Below are 18,650 nucleotides of genomic sequence, written 5' to 3' on the forward strand. Positions count from 1 at the left end.
CATGACGGACCGTAAGGCGCAACTCGCCAGAAACCTCACACAAGTTGAAGAACGCATCATGGCGGCCTGTGTGGCCGCGGGGCGCAAGCGCGAAGAGGTGACCCTGATCGTGGTCACCAAGACCTACCCCGCGAGCGATGTGCGGATCCTGTCGGAACTCGGTGTACGTCACGTCGCCGAGAACCGGGACCAGGACGCGGCACCCAAGGCCGCAGAGTGTTCGGGTCTGCCCCTCACCTGGCACTTCGTCGGTCAGTTGCAGACCAACAAGGTGCGTTCCGTGGTCAGTTATGCGGGAATTGTGCAGTCGGTCGACCGGGCCAGGCTCGTCACGGCTCTGTCAAAAGAAGCCGTACGTACCGGACGCGAGGTGGGCTGCCTCATCCAGGTCGCGCTCGACGCGGACGAGAGCGGCCGGGGGGCGCGTGGGGGCGTCGGGCCGGACGGAATCGAGGAGTTGGGCGAGCTTGTCGCGAAGGCTCCGGGGTTGCGACTTGACGGACTGATGACCGTCGCTCCGCTCACCGGACCGTACGCGGGGCGTGAACGGGCGGCGTTCGAGCGGCTGATGGATTTGTCGACTGACCTGCGCCGGGCTCATCCGGCTGCGAACATGGTCTCGGCAGGGATGAGTTCGGACCTCGAACAGGCCGTGGCGGCCGGAGCGACACATGTACGCGTCGGCACCGCGGTACTCGGAGTCCGTCCTGGGCTCGGGTAACGTCGCCAAGAAGTCGGACCACAGCAGAAAATATGGTCATTACCCCCGAAAGCGGGCATAACGACCTAGTGGATCGCGGGCACTTGGCAATAGTCAGCCGATCCACCACAGAGCGGAGGACTCAGAGCAATGGCCGGCGCGATGCGCAAGATGGCGGTCTACCTCGGCCTCGTGGAGGACGATGGGTACGACGGCAGGGGCTTCGACCCCGACGACGACTTCGAGCCCGAGCTTGATCCGGAGCCCGATCGGGACCGCCGGCGGCACGAGCCGCCGCATCAGTCGCACCAGCCGCATCAGTCCCAACGGGACGAATCGGTACGGGTGGTGCAGCCCCCGGTGCAGCGTGATCCCGTGTCACATTCCGCTTCGCTATCGGCGGAATCGGGACGTCCGGCACGAATCGCCCCCGTGGCATCCATCACACAAGAACGTCAAAGCCTGGAGAAGAACGCACCGGTGATCATGCCCAAGGTCGTGTCGGAACGAGAGCCGTACCGGATCACCACACTGCACCCCCGGACCTACAACGAAGCCCGTACCATCGGGGAACACTTCCGCGAAGGCACCCCGGTGATCATGAACTTGACCGAGATGGATGACACCGACGCCAAGCGACTTGTCGACTTTGCCGCCGGTTTGGTGTTTGGTCTTCATGGGAGCATCGAGCGGGTGACGCAGAAGGTATTCCTGTTGTCGCCTGCTAACGTCGATGTCACGGCGGAGGACAAGGCCCGCATCGCAGAGGGCGGGTTCTTCAACCAGAGCTGAGACGCAGGACCGGACAGAGTCGGAAACAGGGGAGAGGGAAGCGCGGATCATGAGCGTGGTCTTGGATGTTGTCTACATCGCGCTGATGTGTTTCCTCATCGTGCTGATCTTCCGGCTCGTCATGGACTACGTCTTCCAGTTCGCCCGCTCATGGCAACCCGGCAAGGCGATGGTGGTCGTTCTGGAGGCCACCTACACTGTCACGGATCCACCGCTCAAGCTTCTGCGGCGGTTCATCCCGCCGCTGCGTCTCGGGGGCGTGGCGCTCGACCTGTCCTTCTTCGTACTGATGATCATCGTCTACATCCTGATCTCCGTTGTGAGCCGGCTGTGAACGATACGGTCTTGCCGAACGCCGACGATGCCGACGACTACGTTGAGGTGAAGAGATGCCGTTGACCCCCGAGGACGTGCGGAACAAGCAGTTCACGACCGTCCGCCTCCGAGAAGGCTATGACGAGGACGAGGTCGATGCGTTCCTCGATGAAGTCGAAGCCGAACTGACCCGCCTGCTCCGCGAGAACGAGGATCTGCGCGCCAAGCTGGCCGCCGCCACGCGTGCCGCCGCGCAGAACCAGCAGCAGGGCATGCGCAAGCCGCCTGAACAGCAGGACCAGCAGCAGCAAGGGCCGCCGCAGGGTATGCGCGGTGGTCCGGGTGCTCCTGTGCCCGCCGGCATATCGGGCCCGCCGCAGCAGCAGATGGGTGGCCCCATGGGTGGTCCGCCCCAGCTGCCGAGCGGTGCACCGCAGCTGCCCGCGGGCCCCAGCGGGCAGGGCGGTCCGCAGGGTCCCGGCCAGATGGGTCAGGGCCAGATGGGGCAGGGGCCGATGGGCCAGGGTCCCGGCCAGATGCAGGGGCAGCTGCCGCAGCAGATGGGTGGCCCGATGGGCGGTCCCATGGGTGGCCCGATGGGCGGTCCCCCGCAGCAGATGGGCGGCCCCGGCCAGGGCGGTCCCGGTGGCGACAGCGCCGCCCGCGTGCTGTCACTGGCGCAGCAGACCGCCGACCAGGCGATCGCCGAGGCGCGTTCCGAGGCCAACAAGATCGTCGGTGAGGCGCGCAGCCGTGCCGAGGGCCTGGAGCGTGACGCTCGTGCCAAGGCGGACGCTCTGGAGCGGGACGCGCAGGAGAAGCACCGCGTCGCGATGGGCTCCCTGGAGTCCGCTCGCGCCACGCTGGAGCGCAAGGTCGAGGACCTGCGCGGCTTCGAGCGCGAGTACCGTACGCGGCTGAAGTCCTACCTCGAGTCCCAGCTGCGTCAGCTGGAGACCCAGGCGGACGACTCGTTGGCTCCGCCGCGTCAGCCCGCGACCGCCTCGCTGCCGTCGTCGCCGTCCATGGCGCCGGCCGGTGCGAGCGCGCCGTCGTACGGCGGCAACCAGTCGATGGGTGGCCCGGCCCCTGCTGCTCCGTCCTACGGCGGCCAGCAGCAGATGTCGCCGGCCATGACCCAGCCGATGGCGCCGGTACGGCCGCAGGGCCCGTCGCCGATGGGGCAGGCTCCCTCGCCGATGCGTGGGTTCCTGATCGACGAGGACGACAACTGACGGCCTCTAATACGCCTTAGGCGTCGGCAGCGTTCAGGGCGAGGCCCCCGGATTTCCGGGGGCCTCGCCCTTTGTCTCGCCCTTTTGTGCTGACCTGGCGAGCGTCTGTGCGTGGGTACGCAACGCCGAAGGCCCGGGCCCACCGAGGAAGTTCGGTGGGCCCGGGCCTTTGTGCGTGCTGTGCGTGCTTACGCCTTGCGGAGGCGGAACGTCAGCGACAGCGACTCGTCCGTGAACGGGGCGCCGTAGGTGTCGTCCGCCTCGCCGGACGCGCTGTGCTCATTCAGGAAGTCCGTGGCGAGGACCTCGTCCGCGATGAGCCCGGAGTGCTCCGTGAGGGCCGCGGTGACCTTCGGGTCCGTGGAGGTCCAGCGCAGGGCGATGCGGTCGGCCACGTCGAGGCCGCTGTTCTTGCGGGCCTCCTGGATCAGGCGGATCGCGTCACGGGCCAGGCCCGCCTGGCGCAGCTCCTCGGTGATCTCCAGGTCGAGGGCGACCGTCGCGCCGGAGTCCGAGGCGACGGACCAGCCCTCGCGCGGGGTCTCCGTGATGATGACCTCGTCCGGGGCGAGCGTCAGGGTCTCGCCGTCGACCTCGACCGACGCCGTGCCCTCGCGCAGGGCCAGGGACAGAGCGGCCGCGTCCGCGTTGGCGACGGCCTTGGCCACGTCCTGGACGCGCTTGCCGAACCGCTTGCCCAGGGCACGGAAGTTGGCCTTGGCGGTCGTGTCGACCAGTGAGCCGCCCACCTCGCTCAGAGACGCCAGCGAGGAGACGTTCAGCTCCTCCGTGATCTGCGCGTGCAGTTCGGGGTTGAGTGCTTCGAACCCGCTCGCCGCGACCAGCGCGCGCGACAGCGGCTGACGCGTCTTCACGCCGGACTCCGCGCGCGTGGCACGGCCCAGCTCCACGAGACGGCGCACGAGCACCATCTGCTTCGACAGCTCCGGGTCGATGGCGGACAGGTCCGCCTCCGGCCAGGACGACAGGTGTACGGACTCGGGGGCGCCCGGCGCCACCGGCACCACCAGGTCCTGCCAGACCCGCTCGGTGATGAACGGGGTCAGCGGGGCCATCAGACGCGTGACCGTCTCGAGGACCTCGTGCAGGGTGCGCAGCGCCGCCTTGTCGCCCTGCCAGAAGCGGCGACGGGAGCGGCGTACGTACCAGTTGGACAGGTCGTCCACGAACGCCGACAGGAGCTTTCCGGCGCGCTGGGTGTCGTACGCCTCCAGTGACTGGGTCACCTGGTCGGTGAGCGCGTGGAGTTCGGACAGGAGCCAGCGGTCCAGGACCGGGCGGTCGGCCGGGGCCGGATCCGCCTCACTGGGCGCCCAGTTCGAGGTGCGGGCGTACAGGGCCTGGAAGGCGACCGTGTTCCAGTACGTCAGGAGCGTCTTGCGGACGACCTCCTGGATGGTGTTGTGGCCGACGCGGCGGGCCGCCCAGGGGGAGCCGCCGGCCGCCATGAACCAGCGGACCGCGTCCGCGCCGTGCTGGTCCATCAGCGGGATCGGCGGGAGCAGGTTGCCCAGGTGCTTGGACATCTTGCGGCCGTCCTCGGCGAGGATGTGGCCCAGACAGACGACGTTCTCGTACGAGGACTTGTCGAAGACCAGCGTGCCGACGGCCATCAGCGTGTAGAACCAGCCACGCGTCTGGTCGATGGCCTCGCAGATGAACTGCGCCGGGTAGCGCTGCTCGAAGAGCTCTTTGTTCTTGTACGGGTAGCCCCACTGCGCGAACGGCATCGAACCCGAGTCGTACCAGGCGTCGATGACCTCCGGAACGCGCGTGGCCGGCTGTCCGCAGCCGTCCTGGGGGCAGGCGAAGGTGACCTCGTCGATGAACGGGCGGTGCGGGTCGAGGTTCGACTGGTCCGTGCCGGTCAGCTCGGTCAGCTCGGTCCGGGAGCCCACACAGGTGAGGTGGTCGTCCTCGCAGCGCCAGATGGGCAGCGGGGTGCCCCAGTAGCGGTTGCGGGACAGGGCCCAGTCGATGTTGTTGTTCAGCCAGTCGCCGTAGCGGCCGTGCTTGACCGTCTCCGGGAACCAGTTGGTCTTCTCGTTCTCCTGGAGGAGGCGGTCCTTGACGGCCGTGGTGCGGATGTACCAGGACGGCTGCGCGTAGTAGAGGAGCGCGGTGTGGCAGCGCCAGCAGTGCGGGTAGCTGTGCTCGTACGGGATGTGCTTGAAGAGCAGACCGCGGTTCTGGAGGTCCTCCGTGAGCTTTTCGTCGGCCTTCTTGAAGAAGACACCGCCCACGAGCGGGACGTCCTCTTCGAAGGTGCCGTCGGGACGCACCGGGTTGACCACCGGCAGGCCGTACGCGCGGCAGACCCTGAGGTCGTCCTCACCGAAGGCGGGGGACTGGTGGACCAGACCCGTACCGTCCTCGGTCGTGACGTACTCGGCGTTCACCACGTAGTGGGTCGGCACGTCCGCCGGGAACTCCACGAGCTCGAACGGACGTTGATACGACCAGCGCTCCATCTCGGCGCCCGTGAAGGACTGTCCGGTGGTCTCCCAGCCCTCGCCCAGGGCCTTCTCGACGAGCGGCTCGGCGACGACGAGCTTCTCCTCGCCGTTCGTCGCGACCACGTACGTCACGTCGGCGTGCGCGGCGACGGCCGTGTTGGAGACCAGGGTCCAGGGCGTCGTCGTCCAGACCAGAAGCGCGGCCTCGCCCGCGAGCGGACCGGAGGTGAGCGGGAAACGGACGTACACCGAGGGATCGACGACCGTCTCGTAGCCCTGCGCCAGCTCGTGGTCCGACAGGCCAGTGCCGCAGCGCGGGCACCAGGGGGCGACGCGGTGGTTCTGGACCAGCAGGCCCTTGTTGAAGATCTCCTTGAGCGACCACCAGACCGACTCGATGTACTCCGGGTCCATCGTGCGGTACGGGTCGCTGAGGTCGGTCCAGTACCCCATGCGGGTCGTGAGCTCTTCGAAGGCGTCGGTGTGGCGGGTCACGGACTCGCGGCACTTGGCGTTGAACGCGGCGATGCCGTACGCCTCGATGTCCTGCTTGCCGCTGAAGCCGAGCTCCTTCTCCACCGCGATCTCCACCGGCAGGCCGTGGCAGTCCCAGCCGGCCTTGCGGGCCACGTGGTAGCCGCGCATGGTGCGGAAGCGCGGGAAGACGTCCTTGAAGACGCGGGCCTCGATGTGGTGGGTGCCCGGCATGCCGTTGGCGGTGGGCGGGCCCTCGAAGAACACCCACTCCGGGCGGCCTTCGGACTGCTCCAGGCTCTTGGCGAAGATCTTCTGCTCACGCCAGAAGTCGAGCACGGCGTGCTCGAGGGCGGGCAGGTCGACCTGGGCGGGCACCTGGCGGTACTGCGTCGGTTTCATCGGCGAGCTTCCTCCGGCGGACTTTCTGCCTTCCGTCGGAGGGACGAGAGTCGTGTTGCCACCTACGCCGTGTGCGGCGCGCTCCCGCGGTACCACCCTCCTTGGCCCTCCGGGGCGCTGTGCTCCGGTGAGCCCCCTCATTGGGGTCGCGATGCCGGGTCTACTGGCCGCGGCTGGTCGCTGCGGCTTTCTTCCGGCGGCTCCGGGGTGATCTTCACGTCGCGCTCGCCCCCGGGCTCGCACCGTCCCCGGGTCGCTCATGGCTGCGTACGTCGCTACTCGTCCCCATCCACGCTTTTCGCTTCGCCCAGTGTACGGCGCCGGACAGACAGCGGCCGACCGGTTTTCCGGGACCCATGGGCAGGGGTTCACGGGGCGTGGGGGCGGCGCACGGACTGACCCGAATGGCCAGGGGTCGGGGGTTCGCGTCCTGGTACGGCGGACTCGGCGGATTACCTGGCGGGGAGCTGGGCACAACGCTTGCAGGCTCGCCACGTGGCACCTGAGAGGCGGGTGAATCGGGCAGCGTGCCCCGTTGCCGCGGGCCAGAAGTCGATTTATCGTCCCAGCACGATTCGCGAACAAGATCACAATATGTGAAGGGGCCGCGGCCATGATGGCGAAGAAGACGGCCGTACCGCAGTCGGCGTCCGGCAGAACCACGGGGGCGGCAGGCGGTGCCGGAGCGGCGGCCAAGGATGTGAGCGGCAAGAAGAGCACGCGGGGTGCCGTGAAGACGGCGAAGCCGGTGAAGACCGTGAAGACGGTACGGGGTGGTTCCGGTACGGGAGTTCGTGCCGACGCCCGTGCCGGTGGGGCTGTTGGGGGCGGGAAGCCGGAGAGTACGAAAACAGCTGCTTCGAAGAGCACGAGTACGAAATCGGCCGCTATGAAGACGGCTGGTTCGGGAGCCGACGCTTCGAAGAGGGCGACCGCCAGGAAGACCGCTACAGGGACGGCCCGTACGAAAACGGCCGCTACGAAGACGGCCGCCAAGAAGGAGGCGGCTTCGAAGGCGGTCACCAAGAAGGGAGTCACCAAGAAGAGGGCCAGCAAGAAGGAGGTCGCCGAGAAGGGTGCCGCCAAGGAGGGCGGCGTCATGAAGAGCGCGGAGAGTGCCGTCACGGCGGGTGCTCCCGCGAAGAGGCCCTCCAAGAGTGCGGTCAGGAAGAGCACACGTACGGCCAAGAAAGCGGTCGCCTCCGCGGCCGAGGGTGCGGCCGAGGCCGCGAAGACGACGGGAGCCACGACGGTGGTTGCGAAGAAGACTCCTGGTACGGCCACGGCGGCGGGCAAGGCCACCGCGGTTCCCAAGGCACGGCTCGCCGCGGCGGAGCCCGGCGAGCTCGCCGTACGCCCCGGTGAGGACCCCTGGACCCCGGAAGAGGTCGCGGAGGCACGTGCGGAGCTGCTCGCGGAGGTGGTGCGACTGCGCGCCGAGATCACGAACTCCGAGGAGTCCCTGGCGGGCCTGATGCGCGACTCCGGGGACGGCGCCGGCGACGATCAGGCGGACACCGGCACCAAGAACATCACGCGCGAGCACGAGATGGCGCTCGCGGCCAACGCCCGGGAGATGCTGGAGCAGACCGAGCGCGCCCTCGAGCGCCTGGACGCGGGCACGTACGGCCTCTGCGAGAACTGCGGCAATCCCATCGGCAAGGCCCGTATGCAGGCCTTCCCACGTGCCACCCTGTGCGTCGAGTGCAAGCAGAAGACGGAGCGCCGCTACTGAGCGGCACGGTGCGCCCAAGGGGCACCTGGGAGCGGGGAACCGTGCCGTACCCTCTCCTCAGTCAGGCACCTAGGTTGAGGGACACACGTGGCAGAGGCGGAGCGCATCATCGGTACGCCGGACATCCCGGAGGCGGCTGGGGCCGAGCCGGAGCACACCGACAAGAGCGCGGCGTCGGACGAGCGGTCCGACTCCCCAGGGGCGCGAGAGCCGGCCGAGCCGTCCGGCTCCGACTCCGGTTCCGGGGACAAGGCGGCGCAGGCCGAGCGGCCCAGGGGCAAGCGCCGGATCGCCGTGCTGTTCTCGGTCGCCGCCCTGGCGTATGCCCTGGATCTGATCAGCAAGATCATCGTGGTCGCGAAGCTGGAGCACCATGAGCCGATCGAGATCATCGGGGACTGGCTGAGGTTCGAGGCGATCCGCAACGCGGGCGCGGCCTTCGGCTTCGGGGAGGCCTTCACCGTGATCTTCACGATGATCGCGACGGCCGTGATCGTGGTGATCGCCCGCCTCGCGCGCAAGCTCTACAGCCTGCCCTGGGCGATCGCGCTCGGCATGCTGCTCGGCGGCGCGCTCGGCAACCTCACCGACCGCATCTTCCGCTCGCCGGGCGTCTTCGAAGGCGCGGTCGTCGACTTCATCGCCCCCAAGGGCTTCGCGGTCTTCAACCTTGCCGACTCGGCGATCGTCTGCGGCGGCATCCTGATCGTGCTGCTGTCGTTCCGAGGCCTCGACCCGGACGGGACCGTCCACAAGGGCTGAGAGTCCGTCGGACCCTGGCGCTCTTCGGCTCGCGTCAGGGGATGTCGGACCCGTCCGGCATACTCGACGGGTGAGCACAAGTCCCGAGATCCGTACCCTGCCCGTGCCCGACGGCCTGGAGGGCGAGCGCGTCGACGCCGCCATATCACGCATGTTCGGCTTCTCCCGTACGAAGGCGGCGGAACTGACCGCGGCAGGCAAGGTGCTGGTCGACGGCACGGCGGTCGGCAAGTCCGAGCGGGTGCAGGGCGGTGCGTGGCTGGAGGTCGAGATGCCGCAGGCGCCCGCGCCCGTGCAGATCGTCGCCGAGCCCGTCGAGGGCATGGAGATCGTGCACGACGACGAGGACGTGGTGGTGATCGTCAAGCCCGTCGGGGTCGCCGCGCACCCCAGCCCCGGCTGGTCGGGCCCCACGGTGATCGGCGGGCTCGCGGCTGCCGGGTACCGCATCTCGACCTCGGGCGCCGCCGAGCGCCAGGGCATCGTGCACCGCCTGGACGTGGGCACGTCGGGCCTGATGGTGGTGGCCAAGTCGGAGTACGCGTACACGTCGCTGAAGCGCCAGTTCAAGGAGCGCACGGTCGACAAGCGCTACCACGCGCTGGTCCAGGGCCATCCGGACCCGACCAGCGGCACCATCGACGCGCCCATCGGACGCCACCCGACCCACGACTACAAGTGGGCGGTCACGGCCGAGGGCAAGCCCTCCGTGACGCATTACGACCTGGTCGAGGCGTTCCGCGCGGCCTCCTTGCTCGACGTCAAGCTGGAGACCGGCCGCACGCATCAGATCCGCGTCCACATGGCGGCCCACCGGCATCCGTGCGTGGGCGACCTGACGTACGGCGCGGACCCGACGCTCGCCAAGCGGCTCGGGCTGACCCGGCAGTGGCTGCACGCCGTGCGGCTCGGCTTCGAGCACCCCGGGGACGGGCAGTGGGCCGAGTTCGCCTGCGACTACCCCGCGGACCTGCAGCAGGCGCTGGACCAAGTGCGGGAGGAGACCTACGCATGAGCGCGTCGTACGCGGTGAGGGTGGCCGAGGACCCCGCCGACCGCGAGGCCTGCTTCGCGGTGCGCAAGGAGGTCTTCGTCGTCGAGCAGCGGGTCCCCGAGGACCTGGAGTACGACGCGTACGACGCCGATGCCGTGCATGTCCTCGCCGTCCGTGAAGACGGGATGCCGATCGGCGCGGGGCGCCTGCTGTACGGCGAGGCGGCGGCCGCCAAGACCGGCGGTGACCGGGCCGTCGGATCCCTGGGGCGGCTCGCCGTCCTGAAGTCCGCGCGCGGACTCGGTGTCGGCATCGCGCTCGTCCGGGGCATCGAGGACACGGCACGCGCGCGTGGGCTGACGGCGGTCGATCTGCACGCACAGACGCATGCGCTGGGGTTCTACGAGCGGCTGGGGTATGTGGCGTACGGCCCGGAGTATCTCGAAGCAGGGATTCCTCATCAGGCGATGAGGCGCTCTCTTTAGCTGCTGTCTTGGCTTTGGCTGCCCCCGCTTTGGCTGCTTTATGGCCTTGACTGCTCCGCAGCGTTGACTGCCGCCGTAGCTGAGTCTTCGTAGGATCGATCTCATGGCACGCAACGTGGTGATCAGCGGTGGTGGTACGGGCATCGGGCTCGCGGCGGCCCGGGCCTTCGCGGCGGACGGGGATCAGGTGCTCCTGCTCGGGCGGCGGGCCGAGGTCCTGGAGAAGGCGGACGTGCCCAGAGCGCTCACGTACGCGGCTGATCTCAGCGAGGTCGAAGGGGTGCGAGGTGTCGAGCGGTTCGTGGCCGCCGAGTTGGGCACCGTCGATGTACTCGTCCACAGCGCGGGCGGTGCCGGGTATCTGGAGCCGAAGGTCGGCAGTGAGGATCCGCTCGTCATCGCCGCGTACAACTGGACGCTCAACTTCCGGCTCAACACGCTGACGGCGGCGCTGCTCACCGAGGCGTTGCGGGACCGGCTCGCCTCGCCCGGCGGGCGGGTGCTGTTCCTCAGCTCGATCGCCGCCTACCGGGGTTCCGGGAGCGGGCCGTACGCCGCGTCCAAGGCCGCGCTGCACCCGTACGCCTTTGATCTGGCCCGGCAGTTGGGGCCGCGCGGCGTCACTGTGAACGTGGTGGCGCCCGGCTATGTCGAGGACACCGGGTTCTTCGGCGAGACTATGGATGACGTGCGCCGTGAGCGGCTGATCGCGGAGACCTCGACTGGGCGCGCCGGAACGCCCGGCGACATCGCCTCGACCCTTCACTGGCTGGCCTCGCCGGCTGCCGCGCACGTCACTGCCCAGGTTATCCAGGTCAACGGTGGGGCGGAACGTAGCCACTGAGCGCTCCGCTGGTTGTGCGGTTCGTAGCTGCGGGTTTGTGGTGGTTGCTCGCGCCGTTCCCCGCGCCCCTTGGGTCCGGCGGGTGGGTCGGGGCCGCGGGCCGGTGCGTCAGCCCGTCGCAGGCCGGGCATACGGCCCGGTGTTGGTACAGGGTCCTGGTGGCCTGAGACCGAACCTAAGCGACGGGCATACGACGCACCGGCCCACGGCCCCTCCCGCCGGTGGGAAGCTGCGGGTGCGTTGGGGTGTTTTCCGCCGGTGGGCAAGTGCGGGTGCATTGTGGCTGGCGACTTCCGCCGGTGGGAGGGTGTGGGCGCGTGGTGGCTGGTCGTTCCGGGAGCGCGCTCCTTGGCTAGGGGGTGCGGTCCGTCCGCGGTGGTGCGTGGATGCGGCCTCGGGTCGTACGCGGTGCCGAACCGTCCGACAGGGAGCCCAGGGGCAGGATCGCGTCGGCCGTGTTGACGCGGGGGAGTGCGTAGGGGTGGTGTTCGGTGAGCCAGCGGAGGAGGTGTTCGCGGACCGTGACGCGGACTGTCCACAGGTCGTCGGGGTCCTTGGCGGTCACCAGGGCGCGTAGCTCCATGGTGGTGGGGGTCGAGTCGGTGACGGTCAGGTCGTAGTGGCGGCCGTCCCAGGCCGGGCACTCGCGCAGGATGTCGCGGAGCCGCTCGCGCATCGCCTCCAGGGGCGCGCTGTGGTCGACGTGCAGGAAGACCGTGCCGGTCATCTGGACGCCGCCGCGGGACCAGTTCTCGAAGGGCTTGGACGTGAAGTACGAGACCGGCATGGTGATCCGGCGTTCGTCCCAGGTGCGTACGGTCAGGAACGTCAGTGTGATCTCGTCGACCGTGCCCCACTCGCCGTCCACGACCACCACGTCGCCGAGCCGCACCATGTCGCCGAAGGCGATCTGCATTCCCGCGAAGAGATTGCCGAGCGTGGACTGCGCGGCCACACCGGCGACGATGCCGAGGATGCCGGCCGAGGCGAGCAGCGAGGCCCCGGCCGCCCGCATCGCGGGGAAGGTGAACAGCATCGCGGCGATCGCGACCACGCCGACGATCGCCGTGACCACGCGCATGATCAGCGATACCTGCGTACGCACGCGGCGGACCCGGGCCGGGTCGCGGTGGGTGGACGCGTAACGGGCGTACGACGTCTCGACGATCGCCGCCGCGATACGTACCACCAGCCAGGCGGCGGATCCGATGAGCACCAGCGTCAGGGCCCGGCCTATCGCGGAGGAGTGGGACGGGAAGAGCCGCGCCTGGTCGTACGAGCCTCTCAGTAAGGCCGTGAGCAGCACGATCTGGAAGGGAATGCGGCCGCGGCGCAGCAGGCCCCACAGCGGGGTCTCACTGTGCCGGTCGTCGATGCGTCGCATCGTCCGGTCCACGGCCCAGCCGATCACCAGCGTGAGGACGACGGAGCCGCCGACGACGATCAGCGGGCGCAGTACGTTCTCCATGCCTTCGACGGTAACCGGCTCCGGCCCGCCATGAACATGCAGTCCAAGTCTCGGTCTCGGCTTCGGTCCGGCGCCGTTGTCAGTACCGGCTGGCACGATGGCCTCATGGACATCATGCTCTTTCACTCGACCTACGGGCTGCGGCCCGCGGTGCGCGACGCGGCGGACCGGCTGCGCGCGGCGGGCCACGAGGTGTGGACGCCCGACCTCTTCGAGGGGCGGACGTTCGAGACGGTCGAGGAGGGAAGGGCCTTCAAGGACGAGATAGGCGTGGACGAGCTGCTCAAGCGCGCGATCCTGGCCGCCGCGCCCTACTCGGAGCGAGGTCTTGTCTACGCCGGGTTCTCCCTCGGCGCCGCGATCGCCCAGACGCTGGCGCTGGGCGATGAGAGGGCGCGAGGGCTCCTGCTGCTGCACGGCACCTCGGACATCGCCGAGAGCGCGTCGGTGGACGAGCTGCCGGTCCAGCTGCACGTGGCCGAGCCGGACGCCTTCGAGCCCGACGACTGGCTGACCGCCTGGTATCTCCGGATGGGCAGGGCGGGCGCCGACGTGGAGGTCCACAGATACGCGGGGGCCGGTCACCTCTACACGGACCCTGGCCTGCCGGACTACGACAAGGAGGCGGCCGAGGCCACCTGGCGGGTGGCGCTCGGCTTCCTCGAGAGCCTCTGAGGGATGGAAGAAGGGGTCAGTTCACCGGCGCGTACACCCGCTCGACCTTCTGCGTGCCGCTGCGCGTGCGGTACGAACGGGCCCAGGACGCTGTGGCGTTGGCGCTCGTGCGGTTGGAGAGGACGTAGTAGTCCATCTGCGTGCGCTCGGCGGTGAGGTCCAGTACGCCGTAGCCGTGCCGGTCGGTGTCGACCCAGTGGACGTGCCTGTTGGCGGCGCGGATCACGGGTGCGGCCACGGCGGAGAGGGTGCCCTCGGGGACGTTGACGAGGTCGTCCAGGTTGTCGGAGGTGACCGATGTGACGACGAACTCGGTGGCTGCGGAGGGGGACAGGGGGTACGTACCGGCGTTGTACGGCACGTCGTTGGCCCAGGCCATGTGGATGTCGCCAGTGAGGAAGACGGTGTTGCGGATGGCGTTGCTGCGCAGATGCGCGAGCAGTTCGCGGCGGTCGTCGGTGTAGCCGTCCCACTGGTCGGTGTTGAGGGCCAGCCCTTCCTTGGGCAGGCCGAGGAGCTCCGCGAGCGGTTTCAGGATCTCGGCGGAGAGCGAGCCGATGGCGAACGGCGAGATCATCACCGAGTTGCCGACCAGCCGCCAGGTGCTGTCGGATGCCGTCAATCCCGCCTTCAGCCAGTCGAGTTGGGCCCGGCCCGTGAGCGTACGGTTCGGATCGTCGACGCCGCCGTTGCCGACCGTCACCTGCTGCGAACGGAAGGACCGCAGGTCGAGCATCGAGAGATCGGCCAGCTTGCCGAAGCGCAGCCGGCGATAGGTCGTGCCCTCGATCGCCGGGCGGACCGGCATCCACTCGAAGTAGGCCTGCTTGGCTGCCGCTTGGCGGGCCTGCCACGTGCCTTCCGCGCCCTCGGTGTGGTTCTCGGCGCCGCCCGACCACGCGTCGTTGGCGATCTCGTGGTCGTCCCAGATGGCGATGACGGGGGCTGCCTGATGCAGGGACTGAAGGTCCGGGTCGGTCTTGTAACGGCCGTGCCGCGTGCGGTAGTCGGCGAGCGTGAGGATCTCGTGGGCGGGAGCGTGCGGGCGTACGACGGTGCCGCGGGTCCCGTACTCGCCCGTGCCGTACTCGTAGATGTAGTCGCCCAGATGCAGCCAGGCGTCCAGGTCGCCGCGCGCGGCCAGGTGCCGGTACGCCGAGAAGTGGCCGGCCTCCCAGTTGGCGCAGGACACCACGCCGAAGCGCAGACCGGCCACGGCCGCGTCGGTGGCCGGGGCGGTGCGGGTGCGGGCGGTCGGGGAGTCGGTGCTGCCGCTGGAGAAGCGGAACCAGTAGTCCGTGGCGGGCTTCAGGCCGCGTATGTCCGCCTTGACGGTGTGGTCGGAGGCGGCGGACGCGGTGGTGGAGCCCTTGGCGACGACGTTCATGAACGCCTTGTCCAGGGCGACGGTCCAGCTCACCTCGACGTCCGGGCCGAGCCCGGAACCGGCCACGGCCTCCGGCGTAGGCGTCACCCGGGTCCACAGCAGGACGCCGTCGGGCAGCGGGTCACCGGAGGCGACACCGTGTAGAAACGCGGGGGCCTCGGCGGCGGCCCGGGCGGGTATCGCGCCGGCGAGAGAGCCCGCGAGCGCGGCGGTCGCCGCTGCCGCCTTGACGACCGTACGGCGGCGCGGGGCGGGTGAGTTGGGGGAATTGGGAGAGCTGGGGTTGGAGTGGGATCTGATGCGACTGGTCACAGGCGCTCAGATTACTGATCAGTACATGGCGAGAGCGGGCGAACTCGGAAAGTTCGCCCGCTCTTCGGCGCGGGTTCGCTCAGGCCCTTTGCTCGGGACCCTGAGCGCTCGCTGGCCGGCTCAGGCCGCGAGCGCCTTGCTGATCGCCGCCTCGTAGTCGGCGACGGTCATCGGCGCGTTCTTGCCGTCGGAGCCGGTGAGCGTCTTGCCGTCCATCTTCAGCGTCGGCGTGCCCGTGACACCGCTGTCGTCGAACTTCTCCGACATGAGCAGCGCCCACTTGTCGTAGGTGCCGTTCTCCACCGCCGTCTGGAACTTCTTGTTGTTCTTCAGCGCGTCGACGGTGTCGGCCACCTCGATCAGGTACGAGTCGTCCTTGAACTTGTCCTGGCTCTCCTCGGGGTGGTACTTCGCCGAGTAGAGCGCGGCCTTGTATTCCAGGAAGGCGTCCGTGCTGATGTTCAGGGCGGCGCCCATCGCGCTGAGCGCGTTCTTGGAGCCCTCGCCCTGGGTGGCGTCGTCGATGAACGTGGCGCCGATGAACTGGACCTTGTACTGCCCGTCCTCGATGCCCTTGTCGACCGTCGAGCCGACCGTCTGCTCGAACTGCGCACAGATCGGGCAGCGCGGGTCCTCGTACATCTCCAGGGTCTTCTTGGCGCTGCTCTTGCCGATGACGACGGTCGTGCCGTTCTTGCCGGTGGTGTGGGCGGGCTTGACGAGCTTGTCGTCCTGCGCGGCCTCCCAGTAGCCGGGCTTGTTGCCCTGGACGACGGCGTAGCTGATGCCGCCGGCTATCGCGAGGACACCGACGACGGAGCCGGCGACGACGATCTGCCGCTTGATCTTGGCGCGCCTGGCCTGGCGCTCGCGCTCGGCGCGCAGCCGCTCACGGGCTGCCGTCTTCGCTGACTGGCTGTTCCTCTTGCTCATGATCGTTTTCTCCGTGTGAAGGCATGGGGATGTGGACTGTTGGGCTCAGCCGTGGTTCACGCCGTTGGGGCGGGAACAAGCGAGCACGGCGGTCCACGCCGTCCCAGGGAGTGCACGAAGAAGTGGCTGCGGGGCGCGCTGGTACGGCGCACGGGGCGCGGCAGCCGGTGTACCGGAGCCGGCCGCACGGTCACCGTGGCGACGGCGACCAGCAGCGGCCGGAATGTGGACGCGACGGCCGCACACAGGAGTTGGGCCAGGGCCCGCTCGCCGCGCCGCAGCCAGGCGGCCGCGAGGAGGCCGACGCCGACGTGTGCGGCGAGCAGCAGCCAGGCGGCGGCCGGATCGGCTTGGGCGAGGAGGGCGGCGGCACCGTCGCCGTCGCGAGTCACCCGGGCCAGTGGGGTGCCGACCTCGCCGGCGCACAGGAAGTCGAGGCCGACCGACCGCAGTGGGCCCGCCACCGGGCCGCCCGCCTTGCCGTAACAGGCGTGCTGGCCCGCTGTGAACAGCGTGTCGGCGGCCAGCTCCAGCGGGATCAGCAGGGCGGCGATCCGCCCGAAGCCGCGCTCGTGGCCTGCCAGCACGTACGCGATGACGAAGACGGCGGCGGCGAGCGCGGCCACGGTGGCCAGCGGCAGCGGGGCCCGGGACAGCAGCACGTGCGACGCGACGGACAGTGTCACGACGACTGCCGTGAACAGTGCCGCGCGTACGGCTCTCAGCTGGGTCCCGGATATGTCCATAGCGGTGGAGAGTGTGTCACGTACTCCTGTAAGAGAGCGCTAAAAGCTCCCTGTGAGTGAGTGGGCGGTTACCGGTCTGCAGCAGGTCTACAGCCCCGGAATCCTTCCGTTGCGGAACAGGTCCACGAAGATCTGGTGGTCGGCACGCGCGCGTGCCCCGTACGCGTGGGCGAAGTCCACCAGGAGGTCCCCGAAGCCGGACTCGTCCGCGGCGATTGCCGCGTCGATGGCCCGCTCCGTGGAGAACGGCACCAGCTCGGAGTGGCCGCTCTCGTCGTCCGCCGCCGCGTGCATGGTGGCCGTGGCCCGCCCCAGGTCGGCGACGACCGCCGCGATCTCCTCCGGGTCGTCGATGTCGCCCCAGTCCAGGTCCACCGCGTACGGCGAGACCTCGGCGACCAGCTGGCCCGCGCCGTCCAGCTCGGTCCAGCCGAGCCAGGGGTCCGCGTGCGCCTGGAGGGCGCGCTGCGAGATCACCGTGCGGTGGCCCTCGTGCTGGAAGTACTCGCGGATCGCCGGGTCCGTGATGTGCCGGGAGACGGCCGGGGTCTGGGCCTGCTTGATGTAGATCACCACATCGTTCTCCAGGGCGTCGGTGGCGCCCTCCAGGAGAATGTTGTACGAGGGCAGACCGGCCGAGCCGATACCGATGCCGCGGCGGCCCACGACGTCCTTCACGCGATACGAGTCCGGGCGGGCCAGAGAAGACTCCGGCAGCGTCTCCAGGTAGCCGTCGAAGGCCGCGAGCACCTTGTAGCGCGTGGCCGCGTCCAGCTCGATGGAGCCGCCGCCCGGCGCGAAGCGGCGCTCGAAGTCGCGGATCTCCGTCATCGACTCGAGCAGCCCGAAGCGGGTCAGCGAGCGGGCGTCGCGCAGCGCGTCCAGGAGCGGGCCCTGGGCGGTGTCCAGCGTGAAGGGCGGCACCTCGTCGCTCTTGGCGCCCGTCGCGAGCGCGTGGATCCGGTCGCGGTACGAGGCCGCGTAGATCCGCACCAGCTCGGTGATCTGCTCGTCGCTGAGTGCCTTCGCGTACCCGATCAGCGCCACGGAGGCCGCGAGGCGCTTGAGGTCCCAGGTGAAGGGGCCGACGTACGCCTCGTCGAAGTCGTTGACGTTGAAGATCAGGCGGCCTTGGGAGTCCATGTACGTACCGAAGTTCTCGGCGTGCAGGTCGCCGTGGACCCACACGCGGGACGTCCGCTCGTCCAGGTACGGCCCACTGAGTTTCCTCCCACCACCCCGCCCGGCGCTCTCCTGGTCGATGTCGTGATAAAAGAGGCACGCCGTGCCCCGGTAGAAGGCGAACGCCGATGCCGCCATCTTCCGGAACTTCACGCGGAACGCGGCCGGGTCGGCGGCCAGCAACTCGCCGAAGGCGGTGTCGAAGACGGCGAGAATCTGTTCGCCGCGTTGCTCGGCGCTGAGCTGCGGATCCGACATCGCGGGGTGCCTCCAGGTGCAGGTGATGCATGACAAGTGGGACGGAATCGTCCGTCCTCTTCCAACGGACGAAGGTACGCGGGAGTGCCCGTTTCCCGCATGTGAACGTACGCGGGGGACGCCTCGAATTGTCAGTGCCGAGGCATAGACTTCGACGCTGACCCCAGACTGTCCGCAGCCTGTCGGGTCCCCGTCGACGCCCGTTCTTCTTGGAGGCCGAAACCGTGTCAAAGCCGCCGTTCACGCACCTGCATGTCCATACCCAGTACTCGCTGCTGGACGGTGCCGCGCGGCTGAAGGACATGTTCGACGCGTGCAACGAGATGGGCATGACGCACATCGCGATGTCCGACCACGGCAACCTGCACGGGGCGTACGACTTCTTCCACTCCGCCCAGAAGGCCGGCGTCACCCCGATCATCGGCATCGAGGCGTACGTGGCGCCGGAGTCCCGGCGCAACAAGCGGAAGATCC

17 protein-coding genes are annotated in these 18,650 nt (G+C 69.1%); 11 read left to right on the forward strand and 6 right to left on the reverse strand.

Annotated features, from left to right (window positions below; all coding sequences use genetic code 11):
• Position 1 precedes the first annotated feature (1 nt).
• The 4 genes from ACYVO6_RS20615 to ACYVO6_RS20630 all read left to right on the forward strand — a co-directional run bounded on the left by ACYVO6_RS20615 (position 2) and on the right by ACYVO6_RS20630 (position 3,042).
• The gene (locus ACYVO6_RS20615; RefSeq protein ID WP_461063141.1) at positions 2–721 is read left to right on the forward strand and encodes a YggS family pyridoxal phosphate-dependent enzyme; all 720 of its coding nucleotides are present in this window, start codon (positions 2–4) and stop codon (positions 719–721) included.
• 129 nt (positions 722–850) lie between these two features.
• Positions 851–1,492: a cell division protein SepF gene (locus ACYVO6_RS20620; RefSeq protein ID WP_033318071.1), complete on the forward strand. Its 642-nt coding sequence runs from the start codon at positions 851–853 to the stop codon at positions 1,490–1,492.
• A gap of 49 nt (positions 1,493–1,541) precedes the next feature.
• Complete coding sequence (locus ACYVO6_RS20625; protein WP_033318070.1) at positions 1,542–1,826, forward strand: YggT family protein; 285 nt, start codon at positions 1,542–1,544, stop codon at positions 1,824–1,826.
• Between the two features lie 55 nt (positions 1,827–1,881).
• Entirely contained in the window at positions 1,882–3,042 is a 1,161-nt protein-coding gene (locus tag ACYVO6_RS20630) for a DivIVA domain-containing protein (protein ID WP_461063144.1), read from the forward strand.
• A gap of 188 nt (positions 3,043–3,230) precedes the next feature.
• Here ACYVO6_RS20630 and ileS read toward each other — a convergent pair whose 3' ends face one another.
• Positions 3,231–6,395 (reverse strand): isoleucine--tRNA ligase, encoded by a 3,165-nt coding sequence (gene ileS / locus ACYVO6_RS20635; RefSeq protein WP_461063146.1) that lies wholly within the window; start codon positions 6,393–6,395, stop codon positions 3,231–3,233.
• Between the two features lie 613 nt (positions 6,396–7,008).
• Between ileS and ACYVO6_RS20640 the strand changes: the two genes are divergently transcribed.
• The 5 genes from ACYVO6_RS20640 (at position 7,009) to ACYVO6_RS20660 (ending at position 11,215) form a co-directional block, all read left to right on the forward strand.
• On the forward strand, positions 7,009–8,130 hold the full coding sequence (locus ACYVO6_RS20640) for a TraR/DksA family transcriptional regulator (protein ID WP_461063148.1): 1,122 nt from the start codon (positions 7,009–7,011) through the stop codon (positions 8,128–8,130).
• Positions 8,131–8,217: 87 nt separating this feature from the next.
• Positions 8,218–8,892 carry a signal peptidase II gene (gene lspA, locus ACYVO6_RS20645; RefSeq protein WP_461063150.1) on the forward strand — a complete coding sequence of 225 codons (675 nt, stop codon included), beginning with the start codon at positions 8,218–8,220 and terminating at the stop codon, positions 8,890–8,892.
• Positions 8,893–8,962: 70 nt separating this feature from the next.
• Entirely contained in the window at positions 8,963–9,907 is a 945-nt protein-coding gene (locus tag ACYVO6_RS20650) for an RluA family pseudouridine synthase (RefSeq protein ID WP_461063152.1), read from the forward strand.
• A complete protein-coding gene (locus tag ACYVO6_RS20655) occupies positions 9,904–10,371 on the forward strand; it encodes a GNAT family N-acetyltransferase (RefSeq protein WP_461063154.1) in 468 nt (155 codons plus the stop codon). Before ACYVO6_RS20650 ends, ACYVO6_RS20655 begins: the two co-directional genes overlap by 4 nt.
• Positions 10,372–10,474: 103 nt before the next feature.
• Positions 10,475–11,215, forward strand: coding sequence for an SDR family NAD(P)-dependent oxidoreductase (locus ACYVO6_RS20660; protein WP_461063156.1), 741 nt, complete (start codon positions 10,475–10,477; stop codon positions 11,213–11,215).
• Positions 11,216–11,567: 352 nt separating this feature from the next.
• Here ACYVO6_RS20660 and ACYVO6_RS20665 read toward each other — a convergent pair whose 3' ends face one another.
• Positions 11,568–12,683 carry a mechanosensitive ion channel family protein gene (locus ACYVO6_RS20665; RefSeq protein ID WP_461063158.1) on the reverse strand — a complete coding sequence of 372 codons (1,116 nt, stop codon included), beginning with the start codon at positions 12,681–12,683 and terminating at the stop codon, positions 11,568–11,570.
• A 105-nt stretch (positions 12,684–12,788) separates the two neighbouring features.
• On the opposite strand from ACYVO6_RS20665, the gene ACYVO6_RS20670 reads away from it, so the two are divergent.
• Positions 12,789–13,358, forward strand: coding sequence for a dienelactone hydrolase family protein (locus ACYVO6_RS20670; RefSeq protein ID WP_461063160.1), 570 nt, complete (start codon positions 12,789–12,791; stop codon positions 13,356–13,358).
• Positions 13,359–13,374: 16 nt separating this feature from the next.
• Here the strand turns inward: ACYVO6_RS20670 and ACYVO6_RS20675 are convergent, their stop codons facing one another.
• The 4 genes from ACYVO6_RS20675 to ACYVO6_RS20690 all read right to left on the reverse strand — a co-directional run bounded on the left by ACYVO6_RS20675 (position 13,375) and on the right by ACYVO6_RS20690 (position 18,176).
• Positions 13,375–15,057, reverse strand: a complete 1,683-nt coding sequence (locus ACYVO6_RS20675) for an alkaline phosphatase D family protein (protein ID WP_461063162.1) — start codon at positions 15,055–15,057, stop codon at positions 13,375–13,377.
• Between the two features lie 120 nt (positions 15,058–15,177).
• Complete coding sequence (locus ACYVO6_RS20680) at positions 15,178–15,990, reverse strand: thioredoxin domain-containing protein (RefSeq protein WP_461063164.1); 813 nt, start codon at positions 15,988–15,990, stop codon at positions 15,178–15,180.
• A 56-nt stretch (positions 15,991–16,046) separates the two neighbouring features.
• Positions 16,047–16,736 (reverse strand): hypothetical protein, encoded by a 690-nt coding sequence (locus ACYVO6_RS20685; RefSeq protein WP_461063166.1) that lies wholly within the window; start codon positions 16,734–16,736, stop codon positions 16,047–16,049.
• A gap of 87 nt (positions 16,737–16,823) precedes the next feature.
• Positions 16,824–18,176, reverse strand: coding sequence for a DUF2252 domain-containing protein (locus tag ACYVO6_RS20690; RefSeq protein ID WP_461063168.1), 1,353 nt, complete (start codon positions 18,174–18,176; stop codon positions 16,824–16,826).
• 224 nt (positions 18,177–18,400) lie between these two features.
• On the opposite strand from ACYVO6_RS20690, the gene ACYVO6_RS20695 reads away from it, so the two are divergent.
• On the forward strand, positions 18,401–18,650 hold a 250-nt coding region (locus tag ACYVO6_RS20695), incomplete at its 3' end, for a PHP domain-containing protein (protein ID WP_461063170.1).

Source organism: Streptomyces pseudoechinosporeus, assembly GCF_054783935.1.

What these genes read in the sequence shown, in the direction of transcription:
- ACYVO6_RS20665 (WP_461063158.1), bottom strand. Translation starts at nt 12,683, where the DNA reads ATGGAGAACGTACTGCGCCCGCTGATCGTCGTCGGCGGCTCCGTCGTC.
- ACYVO6_RS20620 (WP_033318071.1), top strand. Translation starts at nt 851, where the DNA reads ATGGCCGGCGCGATGCGCAAGATGGCGGTCTACCTCGGCCTCGTGGAG.
- ileS (WP_461063146.1), bottom strand. Translation starts at nt 6,395, where the DNA reads ATGAAACCGACGCAGTACCGCCAGGTGCCCGCCCAGGTCGACCTGCCC.
- ACYVO6_RS20640 (WP_461063148.1), top strand. Translation starts at nt 7,009, where the DNA reads ATGATGGCGAAGAAGACGGCCGTACCGCAGTCGGCGTCCGGCAGAACC.
- ACYVO6_RS20680 (WP_461063164.1), bottom strand. Translation starts at nt 15,990, where the DNA reads ATGAGCAAGAGGAACAGCCAGTCAGCGAAGACGGCAGCCCGTGAGCGG.
- ACYVO6_RS20625 (WP_033318070.1), top strand. Translation starts at nt 1,542, where the DNA reads ATGAGCGTGGTCTTGGATGTTGTCTACATCGCGCTGATGTGTTTCCTC.
- ACYVO6_RS20690 (WP_461063168.1), bottom strand. Translation starts at nt 18,176, where the DNA reads ATGTCGGATCCGCAGCTCAGCGCCGAGCAACGCGGCGAACAGATTCTC.
- ACYVO6_RS20660 (WP_461063156.1), top strand. Translation starts at nt 10,475, where the DNA reads ATGGCACGCAACGTGGTGATCAGCGGTGGTGGTACGGGCATCGGGCTC.
- ACYVO6_RS20630 (WP_461063144.1), top strand. Translation starts at nt 1,882, where the DNA reads ATGCCGTTGACCCCCGAGGACGTGCGGAACAAGCAGTTCACGACCGTC.
- ACYVO6_RS20615 (WP_461063141.1), top strand. Translation starts at nt 2, where the DNA reads ATGACGGACCGTAAGGCGCAACTCGCCAGAAACCTCACACAAGTTGAA.
- ACYVO6_RS20685 (WP_461063166.1), bottom strand. Translation starts at nt 16,736, where the DNA reads ATGGACATATCCGGGACCCAGCTGAGAGCCGTACGCGCGGCACTGTTC.
- ACYVO6_RS20670 (WP_461063160.1), top strand. Translation starts at nt 12,789, where the DNA reads ATGGACATCATGCTCTTTCACTCGACCTACGGGCTGCGGCCCGCGGTG.
- ACYVO6_RS20655 (WP_461063154.1), top strand. Translation starts at nt 9,904, where the DNA reads ATGAGCGCGTCGTACGCGGTGAGGGTGGCCGAGGACCCCGCCGACCGC.